This is a genomic window from Actinomadura rupiterrae, from assembly GCF_024172125.1.
Taxonomy (GTDB): domain Bacteria; phylum Actinomycetota; class Actinomycetes; order Streptosporangiales; family Streptosporangiaceae; genus Spirillospora; species Spirillospora rupiterrae.
This window is the reverse complement of record NZ_JAMZEA010000012.1, coordinates 257,240-281,851: the sequence shown is the minus strand read 5'-3', so window position 1 is coordinate 281,851 and position 24,612 is coordinate 257,240. Positions and strand designations below refer to the sequence as shown.

The following is a 24,612-nucleotide window of genomic DNA, read 5'->3' as shown; positions in this document are numbered from 1 at the left end:
AAGTCTTTGTGTCTAGCCAGCTACCGCCTGTCCGGTCCACGAAAGGGCTTGGCGCCACCGGGGAGGCGGGCCGTCTCCGGTTCGCTTTCTACGGTCGTGTATCGACCGAGGATCATCAGAACCCGATGGCCTCCTGCGCATGGCAGCGCCGCCGGGCCCAGATCCTCATCGAATCACACGGTGGCGTGATCGTTGCCGAGTACTTCGATGTCGATGCCTCACGGTCTATCCCGTGGCAGCGTCGTCCGCATGCGTCCAGGCTCCTGGGGGCGCTCAAGGATCCCGAACGCGACTTCGATGCGGTGGTGTCGGCGAGCCGCAGCGTGCCTTCTACGGCAACCAGTACAGCCTGACCTTCCCGATCTTCGAACACTTCAAGATCGGGCTGTGGGTGCCTGAAGTCGGTGGTCCGGTTGACCCTGCCAACGAGGCACACGACATGATCATGAGCGTCTACGGCGGCCTGTCCAAGGGCGAACGGAACCGCATCAAGACCCGGGTGCGTGCCTCAATGAGCGCTATCACCGCAACGGAGGGGCGTTTCCTCGGAGGTCGGCCGCCCTACGGATTCCGTCTGGCCGATGCCGGCCCCCACCCCAACCCGGCCAAGGCCACCGACGGCAAACGCCTCCACAAACTGGAAGTCGACCCTCCCGCAGCAGCCGTCGTCCGGCGGATCTTCCACGAGTTCCTCTTGGGCAAGGGCTACCTGGCCATCGCTGAGGGGCTGACCCGGGACGGGATCCCCTGTCCATCGGCACACGACAAAGCCCGCAACCCGCACCGCGATGGCCGGGCCTGGTCCACGGGCGCAGTCAGGACCATCCTGATCAACCCGCGCTACACCGGCCGGCAAGTATGGAACAAGCAGCGCAAGACCGAGATCCTCATCGACATCGACGATGTGGCCCTGGGGCACATGACCCGGATGCGCTGGAACGACCGCGCGGATTGGGTGGTCTCTCAGAAAGTCGTCCACCCGGTCATCGTGGACGATGACAGCTTCAACCACGTCCAGGCGATCATGAACACCCGCGTCCACAGCGCCAAGGGCCGCTACTCGCGCCGTGCCAGACCTCGCTACACGCTGAGCGGACTGATTCACTGCGGCCTGTGCAACCGGCGGATGCAGGCCAGCAACAACGCGGGCCTTCTCTACTACCGGTGCAGGTACCCCAAGGAGTACGCCCTGGCGGGCGACTTCCAGCACCCGCGCAGCGTCTACGTCCGTGAAAGTCACGTGCTGGGCCGCCTGAACTCCTGGATCGGTGAGCAACTCGCCCCGCAGCAGTTCGCAGAGACCATCCGTGATCAATGCGGCGATGGACGATCCAAGGCCCGTGGGCATGCCGTCGAGCAGGCAACGGCCAAGATCGCCGAGTGCGATGCCAAACTCTCGCACCACCGAGCGGCGATCGAGGCAGGCGTGGATCCGGTTCTGGTCGCCGAATGGTCCTCCCAGACCCGGGCCGAGCTGGACGCCGCGCGACAACAACTCGCCATCGCGCGTAAAGCGAAGGCCAACGCACTGACTGAGGACGAAATCACCCACCTCACCGAGTCGCTACAAGCGATCACCGGCATGCTCGCCGACCCCGCAGAACCAGGCAAGAACCGGCTGTACGACCAACTTGGTGTCCGCCTGACCTACCACCCGGAAGGCAGAGAGATCACCGCTGAGATGAACATCGATGCCGACCTGTCGGCATCCACCATAGGCAGCCGTCGCCCGATGGTGCGGCTCCGCACGACTTGGAGCTGCGGTGTCAGCGCCTCGTCATCTTGACCCTGCACTCCAAGGCCAGCCTGGCAGCCAACAGCCGCACCAGGGAGTCAACCCATGGGCACCAACACCGCTCCGCTTACACTCGACGTCCTCTCAGCCGGCAGCCGCAGCGTCCGCCGGAGAGCGCTCGGGCCGAGCGGAAAGCCCGCTCGGTGGGGGATCACCACCGCCCGTTTAAGGCCCGCACGGTGCCCCATCGGCGATGCCCGCCAGATCACGGTAGGTGGGTACCCGTATCAGTGAACCCATTTCATCCGCCGGTGAGGTCTCGCAGGTCACAGCATGATCGCGGGTTACGGATTCGGTCCATGAGGCAGAGAAGCCCCTGGTAGACGGGTTGATCACCACAACCACCACGTCCAGGAACCAGGGGCTTCTGCGTGCTGTTCTATCGTGCTGCCGTCGATTTGTCGCGTTCAACGCTGAACTACGTCGCTGGGCTGATTCGCCGCCGTCGCAAGGCGATCGGGTCGGTGTGGCGGCTGCTCAACCCCGGCCGGCAGGCTCTGCTGGTGCTGGTCCACCTGCGCAAAGACGAGACGTTCGCCGAGATCGCCGCGGGCTTTGAGGTGTCGGTGTCAACGGCGTGGCGGTATGTGGAGGAGACCGTGATGCTGCTGTCGGTCCGCTCACCCAAGCTCACCCAGGCGCTCGGGAAGGCCCGCCGGGACGGGCTGACCCACGTCATCTTGGACGGGACGCTCATCCACACCGACCGAGTCAAGGCCGACCGGCCCTACTTCTCTGGCAAGCACCGCGTCCACGGCATGAACATCCAGGTCATCGCGGGCCCGGACGGGACGATCCTGTGGACATCGGGGGCGCTGCCGGGCAAAGCCCACGACCTGGCCGCCGCCCGACTGTGGGGCATCCTGCGCGAGTTGGAGCGGGCCGGAATCCTCACCCTGGCCGACAAGGCCTACCAAGGCGCCGAGGCCACGGTCGTGATCACGCCCTACAAGGGCAAGAACAAGCCGGAGTCGCAGAAGCAGGCCAACCGCTCGCACGCCAAGCTGCGCGGGCCGGGCGAACGCGCGAACGCGCAGCTCAAGTCATGGCGCGTCCTGCGGAAACTGCGCTGCAGCCCGAGCAAGACCGGCCACCTCGTCAAGGCCATCGCCGTCCTCCAGAACCACCGCGCCGCTCAAGCCACCACCCGAGGATGAAATGGGTTCAGTGGACAGACAGAAGAAGCAGCCACGAGCCTGGCTTTCACCGGCAGGCCACCCAATATCAGCGGCGCCTCGAACTGCGGAGCATCCTCGCGCAGATCGTAGAGTCGACGTTCACCTGCCAGCCGATCAATCCGGCCACCTCCGCCCGCGCGGAGAGAACTTCGTCGTGCTGGCCTCGCTGATCGCGATCATCGGACTACCTCCGCTCGCGCGTAGAGAACGTCAGCGGCCGGACCACCCGGACGGTCAGCCACGGCCGGGGTTGGGGGGCGTCGGGCCGGGCCGGTGCCAGGCCGAGCAGGATCCGAGCTAGCAGGTCGGGGATCTGCAGTCCGTCGGCGATGCGGATGAGGCGGTTTACTTTACATCGGCTGTCATTGCTGCCATCGGGGGCCAATCTCCCGTGAGACGGACAGCGTTTGTGCGTGCGAACTAACGCTGGATGTTGAGCTTAGAGGCCGTCGTCGCCATGGTGGAGACAGCACCGGCAGCGTTGGATCGCGGTCAGTGACGTGTTGCCGACGGTTGCCTGGGCGGGAAATCTCTCCGAAATGCGAAGCCAGAGGTAGGGGCCAGGCCTACTAATAGCCCCCCAGCCGGTTGGCAATCTGGCTAGCCCGCCCAGAGAACGGCAACCAGCGAGATGGGCGGTTCCAGAGGGTGAAATAAAGATCACCTTCGGCCCGTAAGTTTTAAGTACCCAGTCGTTGATCTTGTCCGTGCGGCTGGCCTTCAGAGGTTTAGGGAATGTGACTCTCCGCCGTTCGGCTAGCTTGATACTTTCCAATCTGTCATCAATTAGCCGCGCGATTGTTATTGCTTGCCTTCTCAGATCAAAATATTCTTGGCCCCTTGGAATATTTTCAATTATCTGATGCGCCTCCCTTCTTAGCTGGTAGGCATCATTCAGGTCAGCCATCGGCTGGTGGAGTCGTCGCTCCACCTTCTCTAGCGCGGCCGTTGTTTGAGGCAACTCTGCTACGCGCTTCTCGTTGCGAATTTTCTTATTTTTGGCCTCGGCTCTCTTGCGGATGTGTCTGACCTGAGAGAGTAGTGCCGGATCGAGGGAAACTCGGGCTTCGAGTACCCTGGCAGAGTTTCGGATTTCGCGGTTCTCTTCGATACTTGTCGATCGTTCTAGTAGAATGGACAGGTGTTGAACTTCTTCGATGAGTTGCAGGAGCGCGGCCTTTCGCTCCAGTTCGGCCGCTCGTCTACAAGAGGGCAAGCAGTAATTCGTGGGCCAATCATGCAGATCGCAGATGACTTGGGGCGGCTTGCTGTCGATGTCTCAATCCCTCCGTTTTTCCGGTTGGGCTCTGGAATCCCTGGTGGGAGATAGGGGCAACGTGTTTGCGGCGCTGTCCACCAAGTACGTTAAGGCGATCGTGGAGGTGTTCCCCGCCAACGGCCATGGCGTCGCCTGGGCCGCCGACGGGATCTAATGTTGGCTGATCGAACGGTTCGACGTCGGCCAAGCCAGCCTCGCGCTCCGTGCGTCCACCGACCACCATCTCCGGTCGGCTCCAAATCAGGTTAGCCCAGCAAAAGCGGGACGAGCTCCTGGAGCTGATTTCCCCAAAGCTGACCAGCCGCATCGACCGGGATCTGTTGGCGGAGGTTTAGGCATTCACCGGCAGGCCGAACAAGCTGAAGAGTGACACAAAGATTATGCGGCTCGTCGGGCCCGCGAACTGAGACGACGTTCCAGGCGATCTCGCTAACCAAGAGACTTCGAGCGCAAGACACAGGTCGTTGTGGGGGAAGAATCATTTTGTGTCAGGCTCTGGGCAGTGTCGACCCCCTCGAACCGACATGACCTGAGCCGTTGGCTGATCCCCCATGCCGCCCAGTCGGCGGCGTGGTCGTTGGCCCATGCTCCGCTGAACAAACTCTGGACAGGCGCCCCGACGTCTCCGAGATGGAGAACGAGTCGAATGGCGAGCTGTTCTGCCTTCTGCACTACCCCTAGGCTGGCGTCCCCGAGCCACAGGCGGACCTGCTGCGCACCATGCTCCGTGAGGAGCTGGTCGATCCACGAGATGTCGTAGCCGTCGTCGCGACTCACAGGCCCTACGACCGGCGATGCCAGGCGTGCATGCATCGCCATCCCATGGCCATGGGTGGCGTCGTCGGTCACCCACTTGACCTCGTCATGCAGCCGGCCTAGGACTCCTTCGTTCCCCTTCCCGATGCCCCAATAGAGAACCCCACGATCCAGCGGATCTTCCGGTGGTTCAGGTGATGCCGAATCCATGGCAATGCCCCGACCATCGACCCATGCGTACAGGCCAGACTCGATGGTCAGCGAAGATTCGCCGAACGGGACCGGTGACCAGTCGAAACCGAGCAGCCTGAACCCGTCCATGACCGCTCGCGGGGTGGCCAACTCTAGGGTCACGGCAGTGGTGAAACGCTTCGCGTCTGCGGACGAAGGAACTCTGGACGTACCCATCTGTCACCTCGGACGGCCCGATCAGTTGTAGCTAATAATGTCAGGGTGTCCTGTCAGTCGCCGCCTCTGGTGCACGCTGTGACCGAATCAGGCCAAAGGATGCTGCGGGCGCTTCTGTGATCCAGGTCGAATCTGCACATTGCGTTGTCCGTGGCACTCTCGGTCACGTCGGACGGACTATCGCGCAGATGTCCGTTACAAGGCGATGTGGGACGGCAGCTGAGCCCGCGGACGCTTTCAGGGAGCTGCCATTTGATCAGGCCGCCTGCGCTCGGAACGCCGCGAGCAGCTCAGCGCTCGCTCTGCCCCCTGAATTTCTGGACATGCTGCCGATCGGAGCAGTCGACCTCGCCCTGCCGCCCCTGCATCCCGGGGAGCGAGGCGTGCAGCGCGAGAGCAGGACTCTGGGAGATCATCTCTCGCTAAACCGAAGTTTCGTAGTCGATGCTATCCACAAGGGCCGGTAGGGCTTCGGCGACCTGAGCTCCCGGTAATTGCGGAGGTTTCTCTGAGCGGATGCTCCCGTCAGCGCTTGAGGAACGGGGTGTACCCCAAGCAGCGGAACCCGTGCCCGACTTGCTCGTAAGCGCCAGGCTGATCGATGTTCCTGTCCCGCAGATCGGGGGCATCGACGTGGACCACATGCTGCTCGCCAGGATCGAGCCGGGTGTGGACCTGAAAGGTGGCTTCAGCGCCTTCACTGACGATGGTGAGTTCCCAACCGTGGTCGCTGAACGGCCCTACCGACCGGAGAACGTAGATGGGGTTACGCTGAAAGGCTTGGCACAAGGCACAGACCGCGAAGTTCCGAGAGAACGGCATCCCGACCTTCCGCCATGGAGGTTCGTCGCCGATCTGATGGATGTCGGAGAACAACTGCTTGCGGAGCTCGGCGTACCGCGTCCCGTGCACGGCCGCGCCCGTGAACACGCCCTCCAAGTCCTTCTGGCAGTCGCCCCAAGACAGATTCCCCTCACGGCTGAGGAGTTCGTCGCGGTACCACGGCTTCAGAAACCCATCGAGGGAGTGGAGCGGCCACGCAGCTTCTGAAGTCTCCGCAACGCTCAGCATCGCTCTCAAGAGCCGTTCATAGTCTCGCGCGATCGGGGAAGTCAGGTGCGTCTCGTCAGTTTCTGCTTGTGCTTCGGCCGCAGGCGTGCTCCTCTGCTGTGACGCGGGCTTCGGTGTCGTAGGAGTTTGCGTCAAGAGCCAAGATTCGAACGCCCCGAGCATTTCGCCACCCATGCCAGGGAGACGGCCGCCGATGGCGTGGACATCAGCGGCGGCCTCGGACCAGCTGGCGTAGGCGTGATCGGCAGCGTCGCCTACCTCGCTTATGCGGTCGACGCCAATGACTACTTTGAGGATGTCGCCGTCCGAAGCGGCGCTTCTGATGGTTCTCCAGAGGTCTTCGGTGTATTGGAAGAGCTCTCGGATGTGGTCACCCCACTGGTCGAGCGTATGGCGAGCCTGCTCAATGCGCGCCCCGTACTCATCATCGTCATTATCGGCTAGGGAATCAATTTGCGGCAAATCTTTGATGTTGACGCGGGGTATCGGCTCGGCCTGCCAAGATGAATCCGGGATTGGCCTAGCGCCGTGGAGGGCCGCCAGTTGGGCACGCTCAACGAGCCCCCGCAAATCGACGAAGCGTGACCGGTGCGCAAGCGCTTGCAGCATGCATTCAACCTCAGGGAAATTCGCCTCGGCTATCGCATCATCGACCTCGAAGCCGAGCTCGGCGAACTCGAACGCGGCTTGCTGGAACGACTCGTCCAGTTCTTCAATACAGTCATAAAGCGGGTCGAGTTCTTCGCCATCGGCACTCGGTGGAACGGCCATAGTTTCCTTTTCCCGAGGGGGCAGAGATCGCAGGTTTGTGGGCGCTCTGTAGAACGAACATTCCAGGACGCCGCAGTAGCCGGTCACGCATATTCCCGTGGTGTGAGCGGGGGAGCGCATGCCGTATTCAGAGGTCGGCGCGCTTGACCTCTTCCTGGAGGCGTTGCATGGGCCATTTAATATCTAGGAGGGGTGGTTGGAATGACTGCGGAAGGTCCAGATTGTCCAGGGTCTTTGACCACGCCTCGTGGTATTGTTCGGGCAGGAAAAGGAAGACGACATCCTGCTCGGTGAATTCGAGGTCGCCGACGACACGGTGTTCTCGTTCCCAGATGAAGTCGTAGGTCCAGCCGTTGCCGGCCCCAGGATTGTCGACGAAGGGTGTAGCGCCCCACACGGGGTCCTCCGGATCGATGCCTCCCCTCATGGCTTCGTTCACGATCTGCTGGAAGGCCAGTGCCGGGGCCGAACCGCGTGGCCAGTAAGCGATCGGCGCGCCGCCGCGCTGACGCACCCATGCCCGGAGGAACCCGATTCCAAAGCAACCACGACGTTGGGCGAGCCTTTGCAGGTAATCGAGAGGGATCTCGCTCAGACACACGGCGTACTGGCTCTTACCGAGCTCTGGATGCTTCCGCGCTGTGCCGTAGGGATTGCCGCTGACGATGGTTCCGCTTTGGAGGATGCCCGCGAAGCCCTGCTCGTCCGTCAGGTGCACAAGGTATTCGGACATGTCCCGCCAGTCGCTGTTCCCTTGGTAGCCGAGCACGCATCCTCCTTGTTGATGCCAACTGATGAGCAAAACGAAGCCTGGGGACGATCAGTCGGTGGCGAGCCGGAGACGCTGGAGTAGGTCCGCGACCTCGCGGGTCTCCTCGTGATTCGGGCCCTTCACCGTGTACAGGTCCTCGTACAGAGGTTCGAGGCATCCGGCCGCGCCCTGGACATCGCCCTCAAGGTGCAGGAGTTCACCGATCGTGCGGCGAATGTCCAAGGCGGTCTCGGAGACGTCGCCCTCAAGGGCGCGGACGTCGTTCAGCAGTGAGCGGTACTCCTGCAGCGCAACCGTCGCTTGGCCCAGATGGGCATGGCAGGAGGCCACGAAGTTGCGCGCGGCGATGGCCATGCTGCTGGTGGGTCCCTTGACTCGCGCGTAGGCGCGTGCGACCGATTGGAGCACCGGGAGGGCAGCGCGGGCGTCGCCTCCCATGAGCAGCGCGCTTCCGCGGAGGAGGCGCAGCGCCAGAACTTCCGAGTTGTCCGGGCCGAGAACAGGTGCGGCCTGCTCGATCACGCCTCGGAGGATGTCGGCTGCCTGCGCATTGCGATCAGCGTCCACCAGTGCCAGAGCTTGCTCGCGCGCCATCGCTATCTCGCTACGGAGCCGAGTTCCGGGAGCCGGTACTTGGTCTCGCCGCGTCAGCGGCGGGATCGTCGGCTCTTCATGGGCATCGCGTGGCAGCGGGGCGTTGGGCTGCCGGTAAATGCGCGTTGGGTCGGGCATCTCGGCCAGGTGGCCGTGGACGGCCAGTTGGCGCGTGCCGGGCATCGGCAGAAAGGGCAACAGGCGTTCGTACACCGCGTACGCGTCGGTGGGGCGTTTCTCGGGGTTCTTGGCGAGCAACTCCAGCACGAGATCGGCCAGGTCTTCGGGCACGTCCCCGCGTAGCTGACGTAACGGGACGGGGGGTTCCTCAAGGTGCTGGCGGTACAACTCGTACTCGTACTCGGTGTTGAACGGTGGATAGCCAGTCAGCAACTCGTAGACCATGCACCCGAGGGCATACAGATCGCTCTGCGGGGCCACTTTGGCACTGCGGATCTGCTCCGGTGACATGTACTTTCGCGTGCCGAGCAGGTTGCCGGTGGCGGTGAGCTTGGTGACGTCCGTGCCGAGGATCGCTGCGATCCCGAAGTCCAGCACTTTGATGGTGCCGTCCGGCCCGACCAGCACGTTATCCGGCTTGAGATCGCGGTGGACGACCGGCACGGCGTGAGCGTGCGAGAGCACGGTAGCGATCTGAGCGATGACCGCCGCGACCCATGAGATCGGCAGCGGTTCGTCCGGGTCGATGAAGGCGCGCAGGCTCACGCCTTCGATCAGCTCCATCACCAGGTAGAGCTGGCCGGCGGGGGCGTTGTCGAGGACGGCGTCGTAGACCTGTGGGACGCCATGGTGCCGGATTTTGGCGGTGATGCGGGCCTCGCGCCGGAACCGAGCGGCCATCTCCTCGGCCCACTTCTGGGAGACGATCATGGTGGGCTGGATCAGCTTGAGCGCGACCGGACGGTCCAGCACGACGTCATAACCCCGGAAGACGGCACCCATCCCGCCTGAGCCGATCTCGCCGATCAGGTCGTAGCGCTCGCCGATCCGGTCCATGGGCACTCGGTTCCTGTCCGTGCTCACCTGTATCCGTTGTCAAGGTCAATCTTGCTGACCTCAAGATCGCCTGTCTAGGACTTCCCTCACATTCCGGGAAAGTCCTAGACAGGTGGGTTCAAGCCGCGCCGTCTTCTGCTTCCTCGCGGATCGTCCGCCAGAGCAGCTTCCGCACCCGGCTGTTCAGATACGCCTTGAACTCGCCGTCCCGTGCGAAGTATTGGTTGCCCAGGTTGACCGCACTGTCGTAGCGGTCCTGCATCTTCTCTTCGACATGCTTGTCACTGACGAGGCCGAAGTCCTCCTCAGGGTTGCCGAGTGCCGCGACCTTGATGTCCGGGTCGGCCTTCATCTCGTCGATGATGGAACGTAGGAGATCGTCGTCGGTGAGATCGGCGCCGAACCTGGTGTTCAGATCGTCGATCAACTCCGAGAGCAGCGCCTTTTCCGGTTCCTTGGCTCCGGCGGAGCCGTCCCCGAAGCCCTTCATCAACTCCGCGCCCTCGGGTGTCAGGCTGACGTCCCGCTGTCCGGTGTTTTCCACCCGCAGGTGGCTGAGGTCGACCTCGCCGATGTCGACGCCGCCGTCTCCGCGCCGTGGCAGCCGGTTGAGCAGGTGCCGTCCGTACAGATAGAGCCGCTCCAGGTCCTCATCCTGGTAGGGGATGAGCTGCGAGAGGAACCCGTACTTGCGGATGTAGTCGTTCAGGTCACCGCGGAAGACCTCCGCCGCCTCCCGCTCGTCCTCGTCCTCGCTGTTGGCCAATGCCTCGAAACGTTCGACTGCCGGGGCCAGCAGTCGGTATAGCTCGGCGTGCGCCTTCTGCCACTTGGCCTCGGATCCGGCCGCATCATTCTTCGCCGTGAAGTAGGCGGCGGCGAACTCCTGCATCTCGCTGACGTCCAAGATCTGGGCCTGCATGACCTTGCTCTCCGCCGTGTAGAGCAGGTTCGGATCGCTTGGAAGCGTCATCGCCTCTTCGTAGTAGGGGCGGAACGCCTCCGCGATGTCCTCGGCTTCGTTCCGGAAGTCCAGGACGCACAGGTCTTCCTGGCTCTTGCCGTCGGCGGTCCGGTTGAGGCGAGACAGTGTCTGGACGGCGGAGATCCCGGCCAGATCCTTGTTGACGTACATCGACGTCAACAGCGGCTGGTCGAAGCCGGTCTGGTATTTCTCAGCGACCACCAGGATCCGGTACTCGGTCTTGCCCGGCCCACCGGCGCGGGTCGTCGGATCGTCGGCCTTGGTGTACGCGAATGCCTTGCGCAGCGCGCCTTCGGGGATCCCGCCGTTCTCTTTGGGCTCGGTGGTGTCCTCGCCCTCGTACTCAAGGGTTCCGGAGAATGCGACGAGCACGCCGAGATTCTTGTAGTCCCGGTCCTGTATGTAGGACTTGATCGCGCGGGACATCTGGACGGCGCTACGTCGCGAGTCGGTCACCACCATCGCCTTGGCGCGTCCGCCGAGACGGCCCCGGACGTTCTGCTCGAAATCCTCGACGATGATCTGCGCCTGGGCTTCGGCGGTGGACGGGTGGGTGCCAGCGGCCCGTGCGAGGAGCTTGTTGGCCTTGTCCCTCTCCACCTCGACGTCGTCGGCGTTCTTGTTCACCAGCCGCCAGTACGTCTTGTAGGTGACATAGTTCTTCAGTGGATCGAGGATAAAGCCCTCCTCGATCGCCTGCCGCATCGAATACGTGTGGAACGGAACGTAGGTCGGCTTGCCGTCGAGCGTCTCCAGCGTGCCGAACAGCTCGAGAGTCTTGGCCTTGGGCGTCGCAGTGAACGCGAAGTACGACAAGTTGGATGCCATGCTGCGTTCGGCTGCACTCTGCTTGAGTTTCGCGTCGGTGTCAGCGGCCAGGATCTCGACCGCGCCCGGCTCTCCGGACTCGTCGTCTGCGTCCAAGCCGAGGTCGCGCAGTGCGGCCCGGACGTCCTTCGCCGCGTCGCCGGACTGCGAGGAGTGCGCCTCGTCCACGATGATCGCGAACTTGCGGCCCTTGATCTCAGTGGGGTTCCGCTTCAGATACTCGATCAACGCCGGGAAGGTGTGCAAGGTGACCGTGATGATCTTCCCGGCCTCGCTGGACAACGCCTTGGCGAGCTGCTCGGACTTCGCCCCGCGCCGGTCGTCAACCTTCACGACCAGGCCTTGGATCTGCTCGAATGAACTGACTGTCTCCCGCAGCTGGGAGTCGAGGTTGCGGCGGTCGGTGATGACGATGGTTTTGTCGAAGACCGGAACGCCGGCCTCCAGGCCACTCGCGCGGGCATCGGGGTCGAGATCGGCCGGATTGACCGGAGTGTGCAAGGACGACAGCCGGTGCGCCAGCCAGCCGATCGTGTTGGACTTGCCGGACCCGGCGGACGCCATTACCAGGTAGTTGTGGCCCGCGCCGTGGATCGCGGCGTGCGCGGTCAGCTTCTTGACGACGTCCCACTGGTGGTAGCGGGGGTAGATCATCGTCTTGGTGGACCGGCTGCCGACGTTCTTTTCCTTCTGCTCGTGGACGAACCGTTCGAGCAGGTCGAGCCAGTTGTCGGGCTCCCAGACCTGCTCCCACAGGTAGGCGGTCGCGTGCTTGCCCGGTGTGCTGGGCGTGGGATTGCCCTTGCCGCCCGGCTCGCCGGGGCCTTTCGAGCCAGTGTTGAAGGGAAGGAAGAGTGTCTTCTTCCCGCGGAGCTGCGTGGCGACGAAAACTAGGTCGGGATCCACGGCGAAGTTAGCCACGACGCGATGCCGGAAGATCAGCTCGGACGAATCGCGGGACAGACGGTACTGCTGCTTGGCGTGGTCGACGTTCTGCTTGGTGAGTGGGTTCTTCAGCTCGGCGGTCGCCACCGGGATGCCGTTGAGGAACAGGGCCAGATCCAAGCGATTGCCCGCGTCGGCCTGCTTGGTCGCGTACTCCAACTCCTTGACGACGGTGAGCCGGTTCGCCCGGTAGTTGACGAGGACGGAGTCGTCGGGGACCAGACTCGGCTTGAAGTAGGCGAGCCTGATGAGCACACCCTTGTCCTTCACCCCGCGCCGCAGGACGTGCAGGAGCCCGTCAGTCTTGATGGCCTGATCCACGCGCGTGGCGAAGCCGAACTGCGCGGCGTCGGGGTCGTTGCCGTAGCGGAGCAGCAGCTCGTTCCAGTCGTCGGACTGGGTCTCGCCGATGAACGTGAAGAGCTGGCTGGTGTCGAGCCCGAGATCGGCCCTGTAGGCGGAAGGACTGCCGACATCCCAGCCACGCTCGACCATCGCGGAGACGATCCCCGCCCGGAACGCGTTCTCATCGTGGACCGGACTCATCAGCTACTCCGTAACCCCACGACCGGATGCCGTGGACACATCGAACTGCCCAGTAACCGCCGACGTAATCAACGCCTGCCTCCGCTCCTCTGCCACGCTCACGGCCCGACCCACGAGTGAGGCGAGTTTTGAACTGAATTCGATATCCCTCTGAATTGCGACAACAATATCCCTCTGATTAGAAGGAGGGGGCATGGGTATCGGGGTGTTGCCTAGCAGTGGGACACTGATATTTTTTTGCGCACTGCCCCAGCTTACGCTTTCGAAATATTGCCTGCATGTGCGAGAGTTGAGGAAGTGGCAGAGGTATTCCGCAGAGAAGTCGGGGCTTGGTGTTGTGATGAGTTGCGTAAACGTCTGGGACATGTCTAGGTCACGGGGGACGACGGCGCTCGTGCCAGCATTACCGGTTCGTACGGTCAGGATATCGCCAGCGCGGACATATTTTGATTTGTTGCGTTCCGCAAACCATGGCTCCACGTAGAGCATGTCCTGATGCGAGATTGCGTTTGCTCTGATATTCGTCGACCGCAGCAGGGGGACGCCTGAGGCGGCGTATGCATGGGTCGCTGCTTCTGCGATTCCGACATCGACCCGAAGTGACGCCTGCTTTAGTTTGCCGATTTTGAAGGCTGTAGGAAAGGGTGCTTCAGGCATTCGGAAAGAGGGGAGGTGAATTTTCGTATCTCCGTGCAGCAGCAACTGTTCTACGGTTGCCTCCGTCTTCTCGGCCAGCGTCGCCTGAAGTCGCTTGTGCAGGTCGATCGCTCTGTCGATCTTGCGTACCTCAAGTTCGAGGAAGTCGGCGATGCGTCGCTGTTCTTCCATAGGGGGGAGCGGAATCGGAGCATTCTCAAGCTCCTTCTTCGTTACGTGAACCATGCCGATCATTCCACTTGTGAGTGCACGCTCGATCCAATGGGTGGCGGCCTTTAGAGACCAATAAAGCCAATCTTTGTCTATAGTTGTGAATATTTTGAAGATATGCTGGTTGAGATAATATTGTCCGACCTCACTCCAGCGGTAGGGGCCAAAAGAGGTGCCAGGATTCCCTGACCAGGAATAGAGTAGGTCTCCATTTGTAATTTGATACCGTTCGTCTAGCGCCAGAGTGGAGAAATTGAAGTCGCTAGACCCGTTTAGATTCTCAATTCGGATGATCGGGGTTCCGTACTCCGTCCAGTCTCGTGAATTGAAGACGTAGCCATTGGAAAGTTTGGCAACATGCTTCAGCGGGACAACATCCCAGTGCTCGGGAAGGGCGGAGCCATATGGAAGTGGCGAATTGTCGGGGCGCGTCATGAGGCGACCTCTGCGAGCAACTCTTGGATCTCGGATTCGAGGGTCTTGAGTTCAGCATCGATTTCTGTCAGCGGGCGGGGTGGCTTGTAGACGTAGAAGTGGCGGGTGAAGGGGATCTCGTAACCGTCCTTGGTCTTGTCGTGGTCGATCCAGGCGTCGGGGACATGGGGGAGGACCTCGCGCTTGAGGTATTCCTCGACGTTTTCGACCCACGGGACGTTCTCGTAGTCGCGCAGTTCGGGGTCTGGCTCGATGGCGCCACCGCGGAGCTTCTGGACCTCGCCCTCGGGGTCGCGGACGCCGATCGTGTCGCGGACAGCCTTGGCGAACGGGGTACTAGACGGCCAGAGTAGGCCGGTTTCGGCGACCGCGCTGATGAGAGCGTCTAGCATCTCGTTCTTCGTCGACCAGGTGGTGCCGAGCAGGGGCCGCAGGGCCTTGACGAGCTGGTCCTTCTCGGCCAACTTCTGGACTGGCTTGCTGGCTTCCAGCGCCGCCAGGGTCTCCTCGGTCAGTTCGAAGCGGAGCTTCAGCGGACGTTCCACCGTGATGCGGTGGTAGCCGAAGGCCTCGTTCTGGAAGACCTTCACCTTGCCGTGTAGCGGGTGGTCAGGGTCGGCCGCGACCGACAGGGCCTCGCCGTAGAGCCGAGTGATGTCCGCGATCTGATCGTTGCTGATCTCCTTGCGCTTGTCGCCCAGCGACTTGCGCATCTTGACCCAGTAGTCGCGGGCGTCCAGCAGGATGACGCGGCCCTTGTGGGCCTTGTCCTTGTGGTTGGTGAGGATCCAGAAGTACGTCGAGATGCCTGTGTTGTAGAAGAGCTGGTCGGGCAGGGCGACGATTGCCTCGAGCAGGTCGTTCTCCAGGATCCATTGCCGGATCTTCGACTCGCCCGACTCTGCGGCGCCGGTGAACAGCGGCGAGCCGTTGAAGACGATCGCGATGCGGCTGCCGCCGGACCCGTCCGGCTGGACGGGCTTCATCTTCGAGATCATGTGCTGGAGGAACAGGAACGAGCCGTCGTTGATTCTCGGGAGGCCGGCGCCGAAGCGGCCGGAGTCGCCGAGCGCGTTGTGCTCGTACTCGACCTCCTCCTTCACCTTCTTCCACTCCACGCCGAACGGCGGGTTGGCCAGGAGGTAGTCGAACTTCTCGTTCTTGTGGCCGTCGTCGCTGAAGGAGTTGCCGAACGCGATGTGGTCCGGATCCTGCCCCTTGATCATCAGGTCGGATCGGCAGATCGCCCACGACTCGGGGTTGAGTTCCTGCCCGAACACCTCAACGTTGGCGTCCTTGTTGTACGACTTGATGTACTCCTCGGCCGCACTGAGCATTCCGCCGGTGCCGCAGGCAGGGTCGAGGATCGTCCTGATGGGCCCCGGGAGGTTCAGGGCAGCTTTGTCGGGCGCGATCAGCAGGTTCACCATCAGCCGAATGACCTCGCGCGGAGTGAAGTGCTCACCCGCCGTCTCGTTCGACAGTTCGGAGAACTTCCGGATCAGGTCTTCGAAGAGGTAGCCCATCTGGTGGTTCGGCACGACTTCTGGGTGTAGGTCCAGGTCTGCGAACTTTCCGATCACCTTGTAGAGCAGGTTCGCGCCGTCCAGACGCTTGATCTGCTGGGCGAACTCGTACTTCTCCAGAACCTCGCGCGCGTTCTCAGAGAACCCCGCGACGTACTGGTTGAGGTGTGTCGCGGCGTGTGCCGGGTCGTCGGCGATCTTCTTGAGCGTGTAGTCGCTGGTGTTGTAGAAGCTCTGTCCCGATGCTCGCTTCAGGAATCCGCTGGGGTCGATGCCCGGGTTGTTCTTGAACCGTTCGAGCTGTGCCTGGACCTTGTCGCGGGTCGGCTCCAGGACGCACTCCAGTCGCCGGAGCAGGGTGAACGGCAGGATGACCTTGCCGTAGTCGGATTGCTTGTAGTCACCGCGCAGTAGGTCGGCGACGGACCAGGCGTGGTTAACCAGCTCAGTGTGCTTGCTCGTGTCCAAGCTCGTGCTCTCTACGCTCGCGTGCTGTTGGGGCGGGATGTTCTCAGTGTGGTTCATGGGTGGTGCGCTTGATTCGGTCATGGGAAATCTCCGTTGGCGGGTTGAAGAGCGCCTGAGGTGAGGCTGCTCCGGAGTTGGCGTGCGACATCGGTGGCCAGTCGGTATGCGGTGTCGGCCGACTTCCGTACCGTCTCAATCCGGCGGAACATCGCGCCGTACCGACGTTGCTCTTCGAGGGGCATCAGGGGGACCCGTAGCCTCTTTGGATCGATACGTCTGAGGCTCGTCCCGATGGACGCGTTGCTGACGTTCTCCTCTGCGGAGAGGAAGCCAGCAAGGAACCACGGATCCAGTCGCTCAGGATCGGGCCGGAACAAGATCATCGTCGGACGCAGTTCCGTCCCGTCCTCGGCCTCGCCGGCCACCAGTACGGGAGGGAAGGGGTAGGTGGATGAGCTGTTCGGTGCGGCGTGCTCGGGGAGCAGCACGTCGCCGCGCTGTATGGTCACGCCGCCATCGGAGTCGTCCCGTCCCGTGACTCGATGCAGAGTGATCGCCCCACCTCTGACGAGATCGTTGACCATCGCACTTCGCCGCTCGTGCGCTCGTTCGGGGATTCGCCAGTCCAGTTGGAGGTTGGCGGTGTTGAAGAGCTCGATGCTTCGCGCCAGCCGGTCTCGCAGGTCGTGGGCCAGCCGGGACTGCTCCTTGGGCGATTGAGCCTGGTACGTGCGGTGGACATACCGAGCCGGGGTGAGGTCCACCAAATCGTCGAGGAGTTCGAGGGCCGGAACGCCTCGAGCCAGGCCCGGATGGGCATCGAACCCAGTGGGGTCAGCGGCGTACTGGCGCCAGACGCGCACCGAGAGGGCAGAGCCCAGTTGGTCCTCGACCGGTTCGGTAGTCGCCGGGTTCTCATCCATCGATGAGGAGGACGCGTCAGCGGCGGGGGCGTTGACGAACAAGACCGGATCGGCTTCCCGAGGCTCGCCTTCCGGATTGCGCAACACCCATAGGTGGAGTGGGACGTGCAGTGGTGGGACGATCCCTGCAGGGATCGCGATCACGGCTCGTACAGCACCCTGCCGGACGAGCTCGGATCTGATGCGTCGGCCACCGGCACGGGAAGCGACGCCAGGCGGAAGCAGAATCACCGCCGTCCCGCCTGGGCGTACGTGGGCAAGGCAGTGTTCCAGCCAAGCCAGTTCGGGCTCACCCTTGGGTGGTAGACCGTATGCCCATCGTCCGTCCAAGCCCAGCTCGTCGTGCCCCCAGTCCCGATCCCCGAAAGGCGGATGACAGAGCACGGCGTCAGCGGCCAGTTCGGGAAACGCGTCATCGCGCAGACTGTCACCGACGGCCGCACGGACATCGACTTCACCTTCGCCAACGGCCAGCCGAGTGGCGGTCGACGCTGCTTGACCGGCGACGAGATCCTGACCGAACAGTCTGGTTGCGCCCTGCCGGCGCGCTGCTTCGAGGAGGCCGCCCGTGCCGCAGGCCGGATCGAATACCGAAGTCGGGTAACCAGTGCGTTGGTCGATGAGCCCGGCCATGAGGGTGGCGATCGACTGGGGCGTGAAGTGGACGCCGCGCATCACGCTGTCGGAGCTGACCAGGCTGGTCAGGGCGTCGATCGTCTGGTCACGGCCCAGCTGCTCCAGGGTATCGAGCGCTGCCCGCAGGACAGGTTCCTCTGGTTCGTCGAAAGAGATCTTGCCGAGAAACTGCAACTCGCCGGCGCGGGCGCTGACCTCATCCTCAGACCTACGAAGGAAGTTGGACGCCGCCGCTAGCTGTGTTCGTTCGTCGCTGGACATACGCGCGGCTGCCAGCACGAAGGCGAGCGCGCGGGTCGCGGCCGCGGCGAGGTCTTCCTGCACGCGAATCGTGTTGCGCAGCTTGTCGTCCGGCGACGGCTCGGGAAGTTGTCCGCGATCCCGTAGCCACGCCTCCACTTCGGCGCGGTCGTAGGTAGGGCTGGTCTCGTTGCCACCGCTGGGCGCGGGGAAGCTCGGATGCCGCCGTCGCCAGTTGCTGACGGTGGCGCGGGTGACCTTCGCCAGACGAGAGATCTCGGCTGCGGTCATCTGTTCGGACGGACTTGACATGGAACTTCCTGCCTGAGGGAGCGGCGACCGCGTGCAGCTTTCACTCTACACGCCACTGAAGCAGCGTCAGTGGTTTGACAGCGCTTTCAGTTTTTGGTCTACTGAAGATGCTTTCACTGGCGTTGTCCTTCTGGCGCGTTGGGCTCGTGGGCGACCGAGCGCCGCACAAGCTCCGCGCCAAACCGCCCCCACCTCCCCGGCGTGCCCACCTCGTTACGGAGCGTGCTATGACCGTCCGCACCCTTTATCGCCTCCTCGGCGTGACGTCAGATCACCTTGAAGCCGTTCTGCGTGAAGGCTCCTCCTATCACCTCGAATTTCCGCCCACGCCTCGGCTGTCAGGAGCAGCCGCCGCGCTTCTCGTGCACGGCACGAAGCCGCGTGCCCCGGCAGCATGGACGTCTTGGCTGTCCTCGGTCACCGGAGCGGTCTTGGACAGCCATGTGGAAACAGCCGCGGACCTGCTCGTGCTCGCCGTTGACGGCCAAGTTTTCGCGGTCGGCTGTGGGCAGGGCTTTCGGCTCATCCGCGACGAACTGAAGGACTCCACGTTCGGCCTGCGGATCGCCGCGCGGACGATCGACCCCGCCAAGGTTCGAGGAGTGGTACGCCGCGCCATGGCCGGGGTTGCGCGGCTGGACAGCACGCTCGCCTACTCGGGCATCCCGATCGGGAGCATCGGCCTTCGTATCCACGAAGAGCTCGTACGCAAGCTCGAAGGGCAGCTCACTGCCGCCGATCTTGGTCTCCCGGGGGTCGGGACCGTTCAGATCAACGGCGCCGAAGGACTGTCCATGCCGCTGCCCGACGATCCCGCCGACCTCATCGACTGCATCCGGACACTCATTGCGATCTCGAAGCGGGAACCCCGGGAGGAACTGCGGTTCATCGAGATGATCCAGCCGCTTGCTGATCGTGAGCTGGGGGCAGTCCTCGATCTGATGCTGGAAGAGCAGCTCAGGAAGGGAGAGGGGGTCGACCTGGCAGTCCCCGTTGGCATGCTTCCCCATCTGGACAGCACTGCGTCTTACAACGTGAAGATTGGCAGTGTCGTCCGGAAAGACCGTCCGGCGCTGGACTTGAAGGACGATGTGATCAGTCGAGTGCGTGCCCAGCCGTTGGGGACCGGGGTCACCGCGCTGCGCGACGGCCGGATCACGATGTTCGACTCGGCAGGTACGCAGCTCGGAGGCATCAGCGCGATCAAGTGGCTGGAGGCCCTCGTCCGGGACGGTGCGCGCCACTACTTCCTGGTCGAGGGCGCCTGGTACGAAGCCGGCGCAGCATACCTGGATCTGGTCCACGAACAGATCCAGGAGCTGCTTTCAGGAGCTCCCAGTCTGGACCTGCCACCGTGGCGCCCCGGCGAGCACGAGCGTGACTACAACCAGCGGGTCCAGGATGAGCACGGTCGGGCACGGTTCCTCAACCTGGATCGGACGAGCGTGCGCACCGCGCTGCACAACCACAACGGAATCGAGGTGTGCGACCTCTACTGCGCCGACGGCGTCCTTATCTGTGTCAAGCCCGCAGAAGGTTCAGCGCCGCTCAGTCATCAGTTCAACCAGGCACTCGTCGCCGTGGAAACCCTGATCCAGCAGGCGGACGCGCGCCGTGCGTTCAACGAGCTCATCGCGGAGCGCAGTGAAGGACAGTGTGTCCCGCCGCCCGATGGACTGCCGAAGAAGGTCATCTTCGCCATCCACCTTAAGAAGGGGACCGACCTCACGCCCGACAGCCTGTACCCGTTCGCGCAGATCGCCCTCCTCCACATGGTCACCTACCTCCGGCAGTTCGTCGAGGTTGAAGTTATCGGCATCCCCAGGGCCTGAGCTTCCGCGGCTTCGCAATAAGTAATGATCAACATGGCCCTCGTGATCTCGAGCAATACTCGCCGGTGTGCTCATCGAGGTGACAAGCGCAGAGGTCGGCTCGCTGCCACACTCCAATACAACTCACGCTCTGAGTTAGATAGCGCGCTCTGAGTTAGATAGAGGGCAAACTGTGACCTTAGGCGCCAGATCGCTATGCCGTGGACACGCGGTCGCTGATGGTCGGAGCGTCGGGCGCGGGGGGAATGCGGCTTAGCTCCTGGAGGGCTCGGGCAGCCTGGCGCATCGATAGCTGGCCGCTGAGCCTCGCAGGTGTGGCGCAACCACGCGAAGTTGACCCTGTGCTGGCGTCCCTGATGCGGAAATGCCTGGTCAGACCACTGTGGAACTAGTTGACAGGCGGATTCCCGGCAGCGGGGCTTGTTTGCAAGGGTTGCGATTTCTAGACTCGTGAGCAAGCTGGGCGCACGTGTGCGCTGATCGACTTCTGAAGGTGGTCGGCCGTGAAGCTTGTCATGCTGAGCAAAGACGACAAATCGGGTGGCAACGGCTGTCCGTCGGTCTATCTCGCGGAGTCGGGTGAGCTCGTCGTTCAGGGGAGTGTCGTGGACGACGACACGCATGCGGAACTTGCGAACGTTCTGCCAGGTGAGATGGCTGTTCGGATCGCGCCCGAGGTGCTTGTTCGGGCAGTCGCGCGGCTGCAGGCCATGGGAGAGGCGCCCTAGGTGGGACGGACTTTCCACTCGCTCGCGGATCCGGAGTTCAATCGGCTGTTTTCGGACTTTCGGTACACCGCGTATCGGTTGGAGTCGCTTCAGCGTTATGGCGTGTACTACGAGGAACGTGAGTTCACGCTGTTCATGGAGGGGCAGGAACGTGGCGAGTTCCCTGGCATCGCTGACTGGATAGATGGCACCGTTCGTCCTGCGGTGCGCGCTGGGAAGCGGCTCCACCGGGTCCATGTGGTGGAGGAGCCTCTGTCGGATTATGTCCGGTTCGAGTGCGCCTGGTCGTATGAGCACACCGTGGACGCCGGCGAAGATGTACGGATCGCTGCAGTCGGTGCGGGGGAGTGGCCCGAGGAGCTCCCGCATTACGACTACTGGCTGTTTGATTCTAGACTGTTGGTGACGATGCGCTACCAGGACGACGGTGCCTTCGCTGTGGCGGAGATCGTTGATGATCCGGAGCAGATCGTGGTGGCCAACTACTGGCGAGATGCGGCGGTGGCGCGGTCGGTGCCGTATCGGGAGTTCGCGGCGCGGTACGGCGGGCAGTTCTCGCCTGGTCGTGGTTGAGTCGTCCGGTCCCCAGGAGCGGTCGGAAGGCAACTGGTACCGCGGGGACGCCAAGACGGCCATTCAGGTCAACAGCCTGCGCGGGGACATTCGGTTCGGCGAGACGCGTCCGGCGCCGCGAGCACCTCGGCAGTTGCCGTTGGATGTTCCGGGGTTCGTCAACCGTGAAGCTGATCTGCGTGCACTGGACGACCTGCTGGCGGCGGCTACCAGCGAAGACAGCGTGGTGGCTCCGGCGGCGGTGGTGGTGTCGGCCATTGCTGGGGCGCCGGGCGTGGGGAAGACCGCATTGGCCGTCCACTGGGCGCATCGTTGCCGGGAGCGGTTCCCCGATGGGGACCTGTATGTGGACATGCGCGGCTACGGGCCGGGACGCCCGCTGACGGCAGATGATGCGTTGAGCGGGTTCCTGCGGGCGTTAGGTGTCCCGGCCGAGGCGATCCCGGACGAGGTTGGCCAGCGCGCAGCGCTGTACCGGTCGATACTTGATGGCAGAGATGTGCTGGTCGTCATTGACAATGCGGTCTCTGCCGCGGCGGTGAGACCGTTACTTCCCGCATCCTCCGGATGCTTTGCGGTGATCACCAGTCGAAGTAGGCTCGCCGGGCTTGTGACCAGGGAAGGAGCGAGGCGGGTGACGCTCGACATCCTGTCGCCCGAGGGGTCTGTCGAGTTGATCGGGCAGGTCATCGGTCCCGAACGCGCAGCCGCCGAACCGGAGGCCGCGCGTCGCTTGGCCGAGCTGTGCGGCTACCTGCCGATCGCGTTGCGTGTGGTGGCCGAGCATGCCGCGTCCCGCCCGGCGTTGTCGCTGCACGGCCTGCTGGACGAACTGGTGGACGAGAAGCATCGGCTCGATGCCCTGACTGAGCGCGAGGACGAGCTGAGTGATGTCCGCACCGTCTTCTCCTGGTCCTACCGCGCGCTGGATCCCACCCTGCAGCGGGCCTTCCGCCTGCTCAGCCTGCATCCGTCGGCAGAGTTCGGCATCGGAGCAGCGGCAGCGCTCACCGGGACCGACGAGCGGACGGCAGCACGGCAACTCCGTGAGCTGACCGGGGCGCACCTGCTCCAAGAGCCGGCGGACGGACGCTTTCGTCTGCATGATTTGCTCCGCGCCTATGCCGGTGAGTGCGCCCGGGCTGAGGAGTCTCAGCAGGCGCGGACGCAAGCGATCCGGCGAATGCTGAGCTGGTACCTGCATGCGCTCGACTACGGCCGCCGCGCAATCTTGCCGCATTCCCACGAAGTCGCACTCGTGCCGGCGGAGGGGCTGGCTGTTCCGGAGTTCGCCGGCGCGGCCGAGGCGATGGGCTGGTTCGAGCGAGAGCGCACGAACCTGCTGGCAGCCCTGCGCCAGGCCTTCGAGCTGGGGCAGTACGACATCGCCTGGAAGCTCCCGGTTGTCGCCGACGGATTTTTCGAACTGGGCTCCTACTGGTCCGAGTGGGAACAGATCCATCGGCAGGGCCTGGATGCGGCCCGGGCGCTGGGCGATGTGCTGGGCGAGGCGTCCAACCTGTTCTGCCTGGGCGATGCCGCCTGGCGCGGCGGCCGATACGAAGAAGCAGCCGAGAACTATCGCCGCACTATCGAGCTCGCGCAAGGCCTGCACGACACCTGGTTAGAGGGCTTCGCTCTGCGCGGGTTGGGACTCATCCGCCAAGAGCAAGGCGAGCTCACCGAGGCGACGGCGCTGTTCGGTGAAGCGCTGGAGGTGTTCCGCGGCGCGGGCTGGCGGCGGGGCGAGGGGATGGCCCTGCTCAGCCTCAGCAGATCCGCGGACACCGACGGCGATCTCGAACGCGCTGCTGAACTGGCCGAACAGGCCAGCAGGACCTTTCAAGAACTGCCAGACGAATGGAGCGTCGCCTGGGCAGCGCTGTCGCTGGGGCCGGCGCTGCGGAAGCTCGGACGCACCGGGGAAGCCGAGGCGCAACTGCGCCAGGCCATCGATATTTTCGTTCGCCACGCCGACCGCCGGAGCCAGGCCATGGCCTGGGAAGCGTTGGCAGAGGTGTTCGACCAGACGGGCAACACTTCAGACGCGCGACAGAGCTGGCGCACAGCCGCAGAGCTGTATGAGGTCCTCCGGGATGACAAGGCGGCTGAACTTCAGACCCGCGCTGTCCAGCCACCGGACCCGCAGAACGAGTGATGTAGCGCAGGGCGGGCCGAACCTACGTCGGCCCCCAAGGCGGCTACGGCTGCTTCGTCTCTACTTTCGGGTGATGCGTTCCGCTATTGAGACGGGCGCGGAGGGTGGCCAGCGAGACGCGTCCGGTGTCGGTCTCGATCGACCAAACGACCCATCCGTTTGCCGCGCCGCCAACCAGGGCGCTGGCGGCACCGGACAGGGTGTTGAAGACCTGTCCGGTGAACTCGATCCTGCCGTCTGGACGGACCAGGGCTTCGCCCGGCCAGCTGCCAACCGTGGACACGAGCTTGGCGTGGGGTGCCAGGAGTCCCGCGTTGAGGAGATCGCGCACGGTGCCGTTGTGCTTGGTCTTGGTGTGTTTGGCCAGCGTCTTCGCAGCCTGCGCGGGCACAGAGGCGGCGGCTGCGGTCGCGAGCGGAGGAGTCTCCCCGGGCGGTGCGGGATCGTAGCCGACGAGCCGGAGAATGCGGGTGATCGGCATGATGCAGGACTCGAGCATCTGACGATCGTGTGGGGGCAGGGTCTCGTCGCTCGGCCGATTCTTGTTGTGCAGCTCGGCGTTCTCAGCTGCGTGCAGGAGGTCGTAAAGGCGCCCCTCAAGCCATCCAACCTGCGCGGAGTGAAAGCCGTACTTGGTGTCACGCCGGATGAGCAGCGCCCGGGTCCAGTGGTCCTTGGCACTGAGGTGATCCAGTAGCCGAGAGCGTATCCCCGTCGGAGCCTTCCCAACGTAGGCACCCCAAGCTTGGCTGTGCGCCGGCGGATCGAGCAGGACATAGACGCCCGGGACGTCCCAGTCATTCTGGAGGGACTTCGCTCCTTCACGCTCGACGATCGCGACGCAGAGGGCGACGTGGTCGATGTAGATCTCGATGGGGTCGGCGGCGGTTTCAGGGACGACGACGTTCGCAGAGAGACTGTCGGTCAGGTGTGCAGCCAAGCTCAACCTCCGATCTCTTGGCCATGCTA

General features: G+C 63.4%; 15 protein-coding genes. 6 read left to right on the top strand and 9 right to left on the bottom strand.

Annotation, left to right across the window (positions count from 1 at the left end; genetic code table 11):
- The first annotated feature begins 232 nt into the window (after nucleotides 1-232).
- A complete protein-coding gene (locus FHU30_RS36515) occupies nucleotides 233-1,786 on the top strand; it encodes a recombinase family protein (protein WP_253882120.1) in 1,554 nt (517 codons plus the stop codon).
- A 380-nt stretch (nucleotides 1,787-2,166) separates the two neighbouring features.
- Nucleotides 2,167-2,952 (top strand): transposase family protein, encoded by a 786-nt coding sequence (locus FHU30_RS36510; protein WP_253874741.1) that lies wholly within the window; start codon nucleotides 2,167-2,169, stop codon nucleotides 2,950-2,952.
- 1,729 nt (nucleotides 2,953-4,681) lie between these two features.
- Here the strand turns inward: FHU30_RS36510 and FHU30_RS36505 are convergent.
- From FHU30_RS36505 to FHU30_RS36470, 8 genes are all read right to left on the bottom strand, one after another.
- The gene (locus FHU30_RS36505; RefSeq protein WP_253882119.1) at nucleotides 4,682-5,329 is read right to left on the bottom strand and encodes a hypothetical protein; all 648 of its coding nucleotides are present in this window, start codon (nucleotides 5,327-5,329) and stop codon (nucleotides 4,682-4,684) included.
- A gap of 612 nt (nucleotides 5,330-5,941) precedes the next feature.
- Nucleotides 5,942-7,258, bottom strand: coding sequence for a hypothetical protein (locus tag FHU30_RS36500; protein ID WP_253882118.1), 1,317 nt, complete (start codon nucleotides 7,256-7,258; stop codon nucleotides 5,942-5,944).
- 127 nt (nucleotides 7,259-7,385) lie between these two features.
- On the bottom strand, nucleotides 7,386-8,027 hold the full coding sequence (locus tag FHU30_RS36495) for a hypothetical protein (protein WP_253882117.1): 642 nt from the start codon (nucleotides 8,025-8,027) through the stop codon (nucleotides 7,386-7,388).
- 51 nt (nucleotides 8,028-8,078) lie between these two features.
- On the bottom strand, nucleotides 8,079-9,641 hold the full coding sequence (locus tag FHU30_RS36490) for a serine/threonine-protein kinase (RefSeq protein ID WP_253882116.1): 1,563 nt from the start codon (nucleotides 9,639-9,641) through the stop codon (nucleotides 8,079-8,081).
- Nucleotides 9,642-9,759: 118 nt separating this feature from the next.
- Nucleotides 9,760-12,945 (bottom strand): type I restriction endonuclease subunit R, encoded by a 3,186-nt coding sequence (locus FHU30_RS36485; protein ID WP_253882115.1) that lies wholly within the window; start codon nucleotides 12,943-12,945, stop codon nucleotides 9,760-9,762.
- A 3-nt stretch (nucleotides 12,946-12,948) separates the two neighbouring features.
- Nucleotides 12,949-14,247: a restriction endonuclease subunit S gene (locus FHU30_RS36480; protein ID WP_253882114.1), complete on the bottom strand. Its 1,299-nt coding sequence runs from the start codon at nucleotides 14,245-14,247 to the stop codon at nucleotides 12,949-12,951.
- The gene (locus FHU30_RS36475) at nucleotides 14,244-16,241 is read right to left on the bottom strand and encodes a type I restriction-modification system subunit M (RefSeq protein WP_253882113.1); all 1,998 of its coding nucleotides are present in this window, start codon (nucleotides 16,239-16,241) and stop codon (nucleotides 14,244-14,246) included. The genes FHU30_RS36480 and FHU30_RS36475 overlap by 4 nt, the downstream gene beginning before the upstream one ends.
- Nucleotides 16,242-16,318: 77 nt before the next feature.
- Complete coding sequence (locus FHU30_RS36470) at nucleotides 16,319-18,352, bottom strand: N-6 DNA methylase (RefSeq protein WP_253882112.1); 2,034 nt, start codon at nucleotides 18,350-18,352, stop codon at nucleotides 16,319-16,321.
- A 227-nt stretch (nucleotides 18,353-18,579) separates the two neighbouring features.
- Between FHU30_RS36470 and FHU30_RS36465 the strand changes: the two genes are divergently transcribed.
- The 4 genes from FHU30_RS36465 (at nucleotide 18,580) to FHU30_RS36450 (ending at nucleotide 23,643) form a co-directional block, all read left to right on the top strand.
- Nucleotides 18,580-20,184, top strand: coding sequence for a DUF6119 family protein (locus FHU30_RS36465; protein WP_253882111.1), 1,605 nt, complete (start codon nucleotides 18,580-18,582; stop codon nucleotides 20,182-20,184).
- 503 nt (nucleotides 20,185-20,687) lie between these two features.
- Nucleotides 20,688-20,912 carry a hypothetical protein gene (locus tag FHU30_RS36460; RefSeq protein ID WP_253882110.1) on the top strand — a complete coding sequence of 75 codons (225 nt, stop codon included), beginning with the start codon at nucleotides 20,688-20,690 and terminating at the stop codon, nucleotides 20,910-20,912.
- The gene (locus FHU30_RS36455) at nucleotides 20,913-21,485 is read left to right on the top strand and encodes a DUF6879 family protein (RefSeq protein ID WP_372504022.1); all 573 of its coding nucleotides are present in this window, start codon (nucleotides 20,913-20,915) and stop codon (nucleotides 21,483-21,485) included.
- Nucleotides 21,478-23,643: a tetratricopeptide repeat protein gene (locus FHU30_RS36450; RefSeq protein WP_253882108.1), complete on the top strand. Its 2,166-nt coding sequence runs from the start codon at nucleotides 21,478-21,480 to the stop codon at nucleotides 23,641-23,643. The genes FHU30_RS36455 and FHU30_RS36450 overlap by 8 nt, the downstream gene beginning before the upstream one ends.
- A gap of 43 nt (nucleotides 23,644-23,686) precedes the next feature.
- Here FHU30_RS36450 and FHU30_RS36445 read toward each other — a convergent pair whose 3' ends face one another.
- A complete protein-coding gene (locus FHU30_RS36445) occupies nucleotides 23,687-24,583 on the bottom strand; it encodes a restriction system modified-DNA reader domain-containing protein (protein ID WP_253882107.1) in 897 nt (298 codons plus the stop codon).
- Between the last annotated feature and the right edge of the window lie 29 nt (nucleotides 24,584-24,612).

Coding starts and splice junctions, on each gene's coding strand:
- FHU30_RS36490 (WP_253882116.1), bottom strand. CDS start 9,641: ATGGACCGGATCGGCGAGCGCTACGACCTGATCGGCGAGATCGGCTCA.
- FHU30_RS36505 (WP_253882119.1), bottom strand. CDS start 5,329: ATGGACGGGTTCAGGCTGCTCGGTTTCGACTGGTCACCGGTCCCGTTC.
- FHU30_RS36485 (WP_253882115.1), bottom strand. CDS start 12,945: ATGAGTCCGGTCCACGATGAGAACGCGTTCCGGGCGGGGATCGTCTCC.
- FHU30_RS36480 (WP_253882114.1), bottom strand. CDS start 14,247: ATGACGCGCCCCGACAATTCGCCACTTCCATATGGCTCCGCCCTTCCC.
- FHU30_RS36465 (WP_253882111.1), top strand. CDS start 18,580: ATGACCGTCCGCACCCTTTATCGCCTCCTCGGCGTGACGTCAGATCAC.
- FHU30_RS36470 (WP_253882112.1), bottom strand. CDS start 18,352: ATGTCAAGTCCGTCCGAACAGATGACCGCAGCCGAGATCTCTCGTCTG.
- FHU30_RS36500 (WP_253882118.1), bottom strand. CDS start 7,258: ATGGCCGTTCCACCGAGTGCCGATGGCGAAGAACTCGACCCGCTTTAT.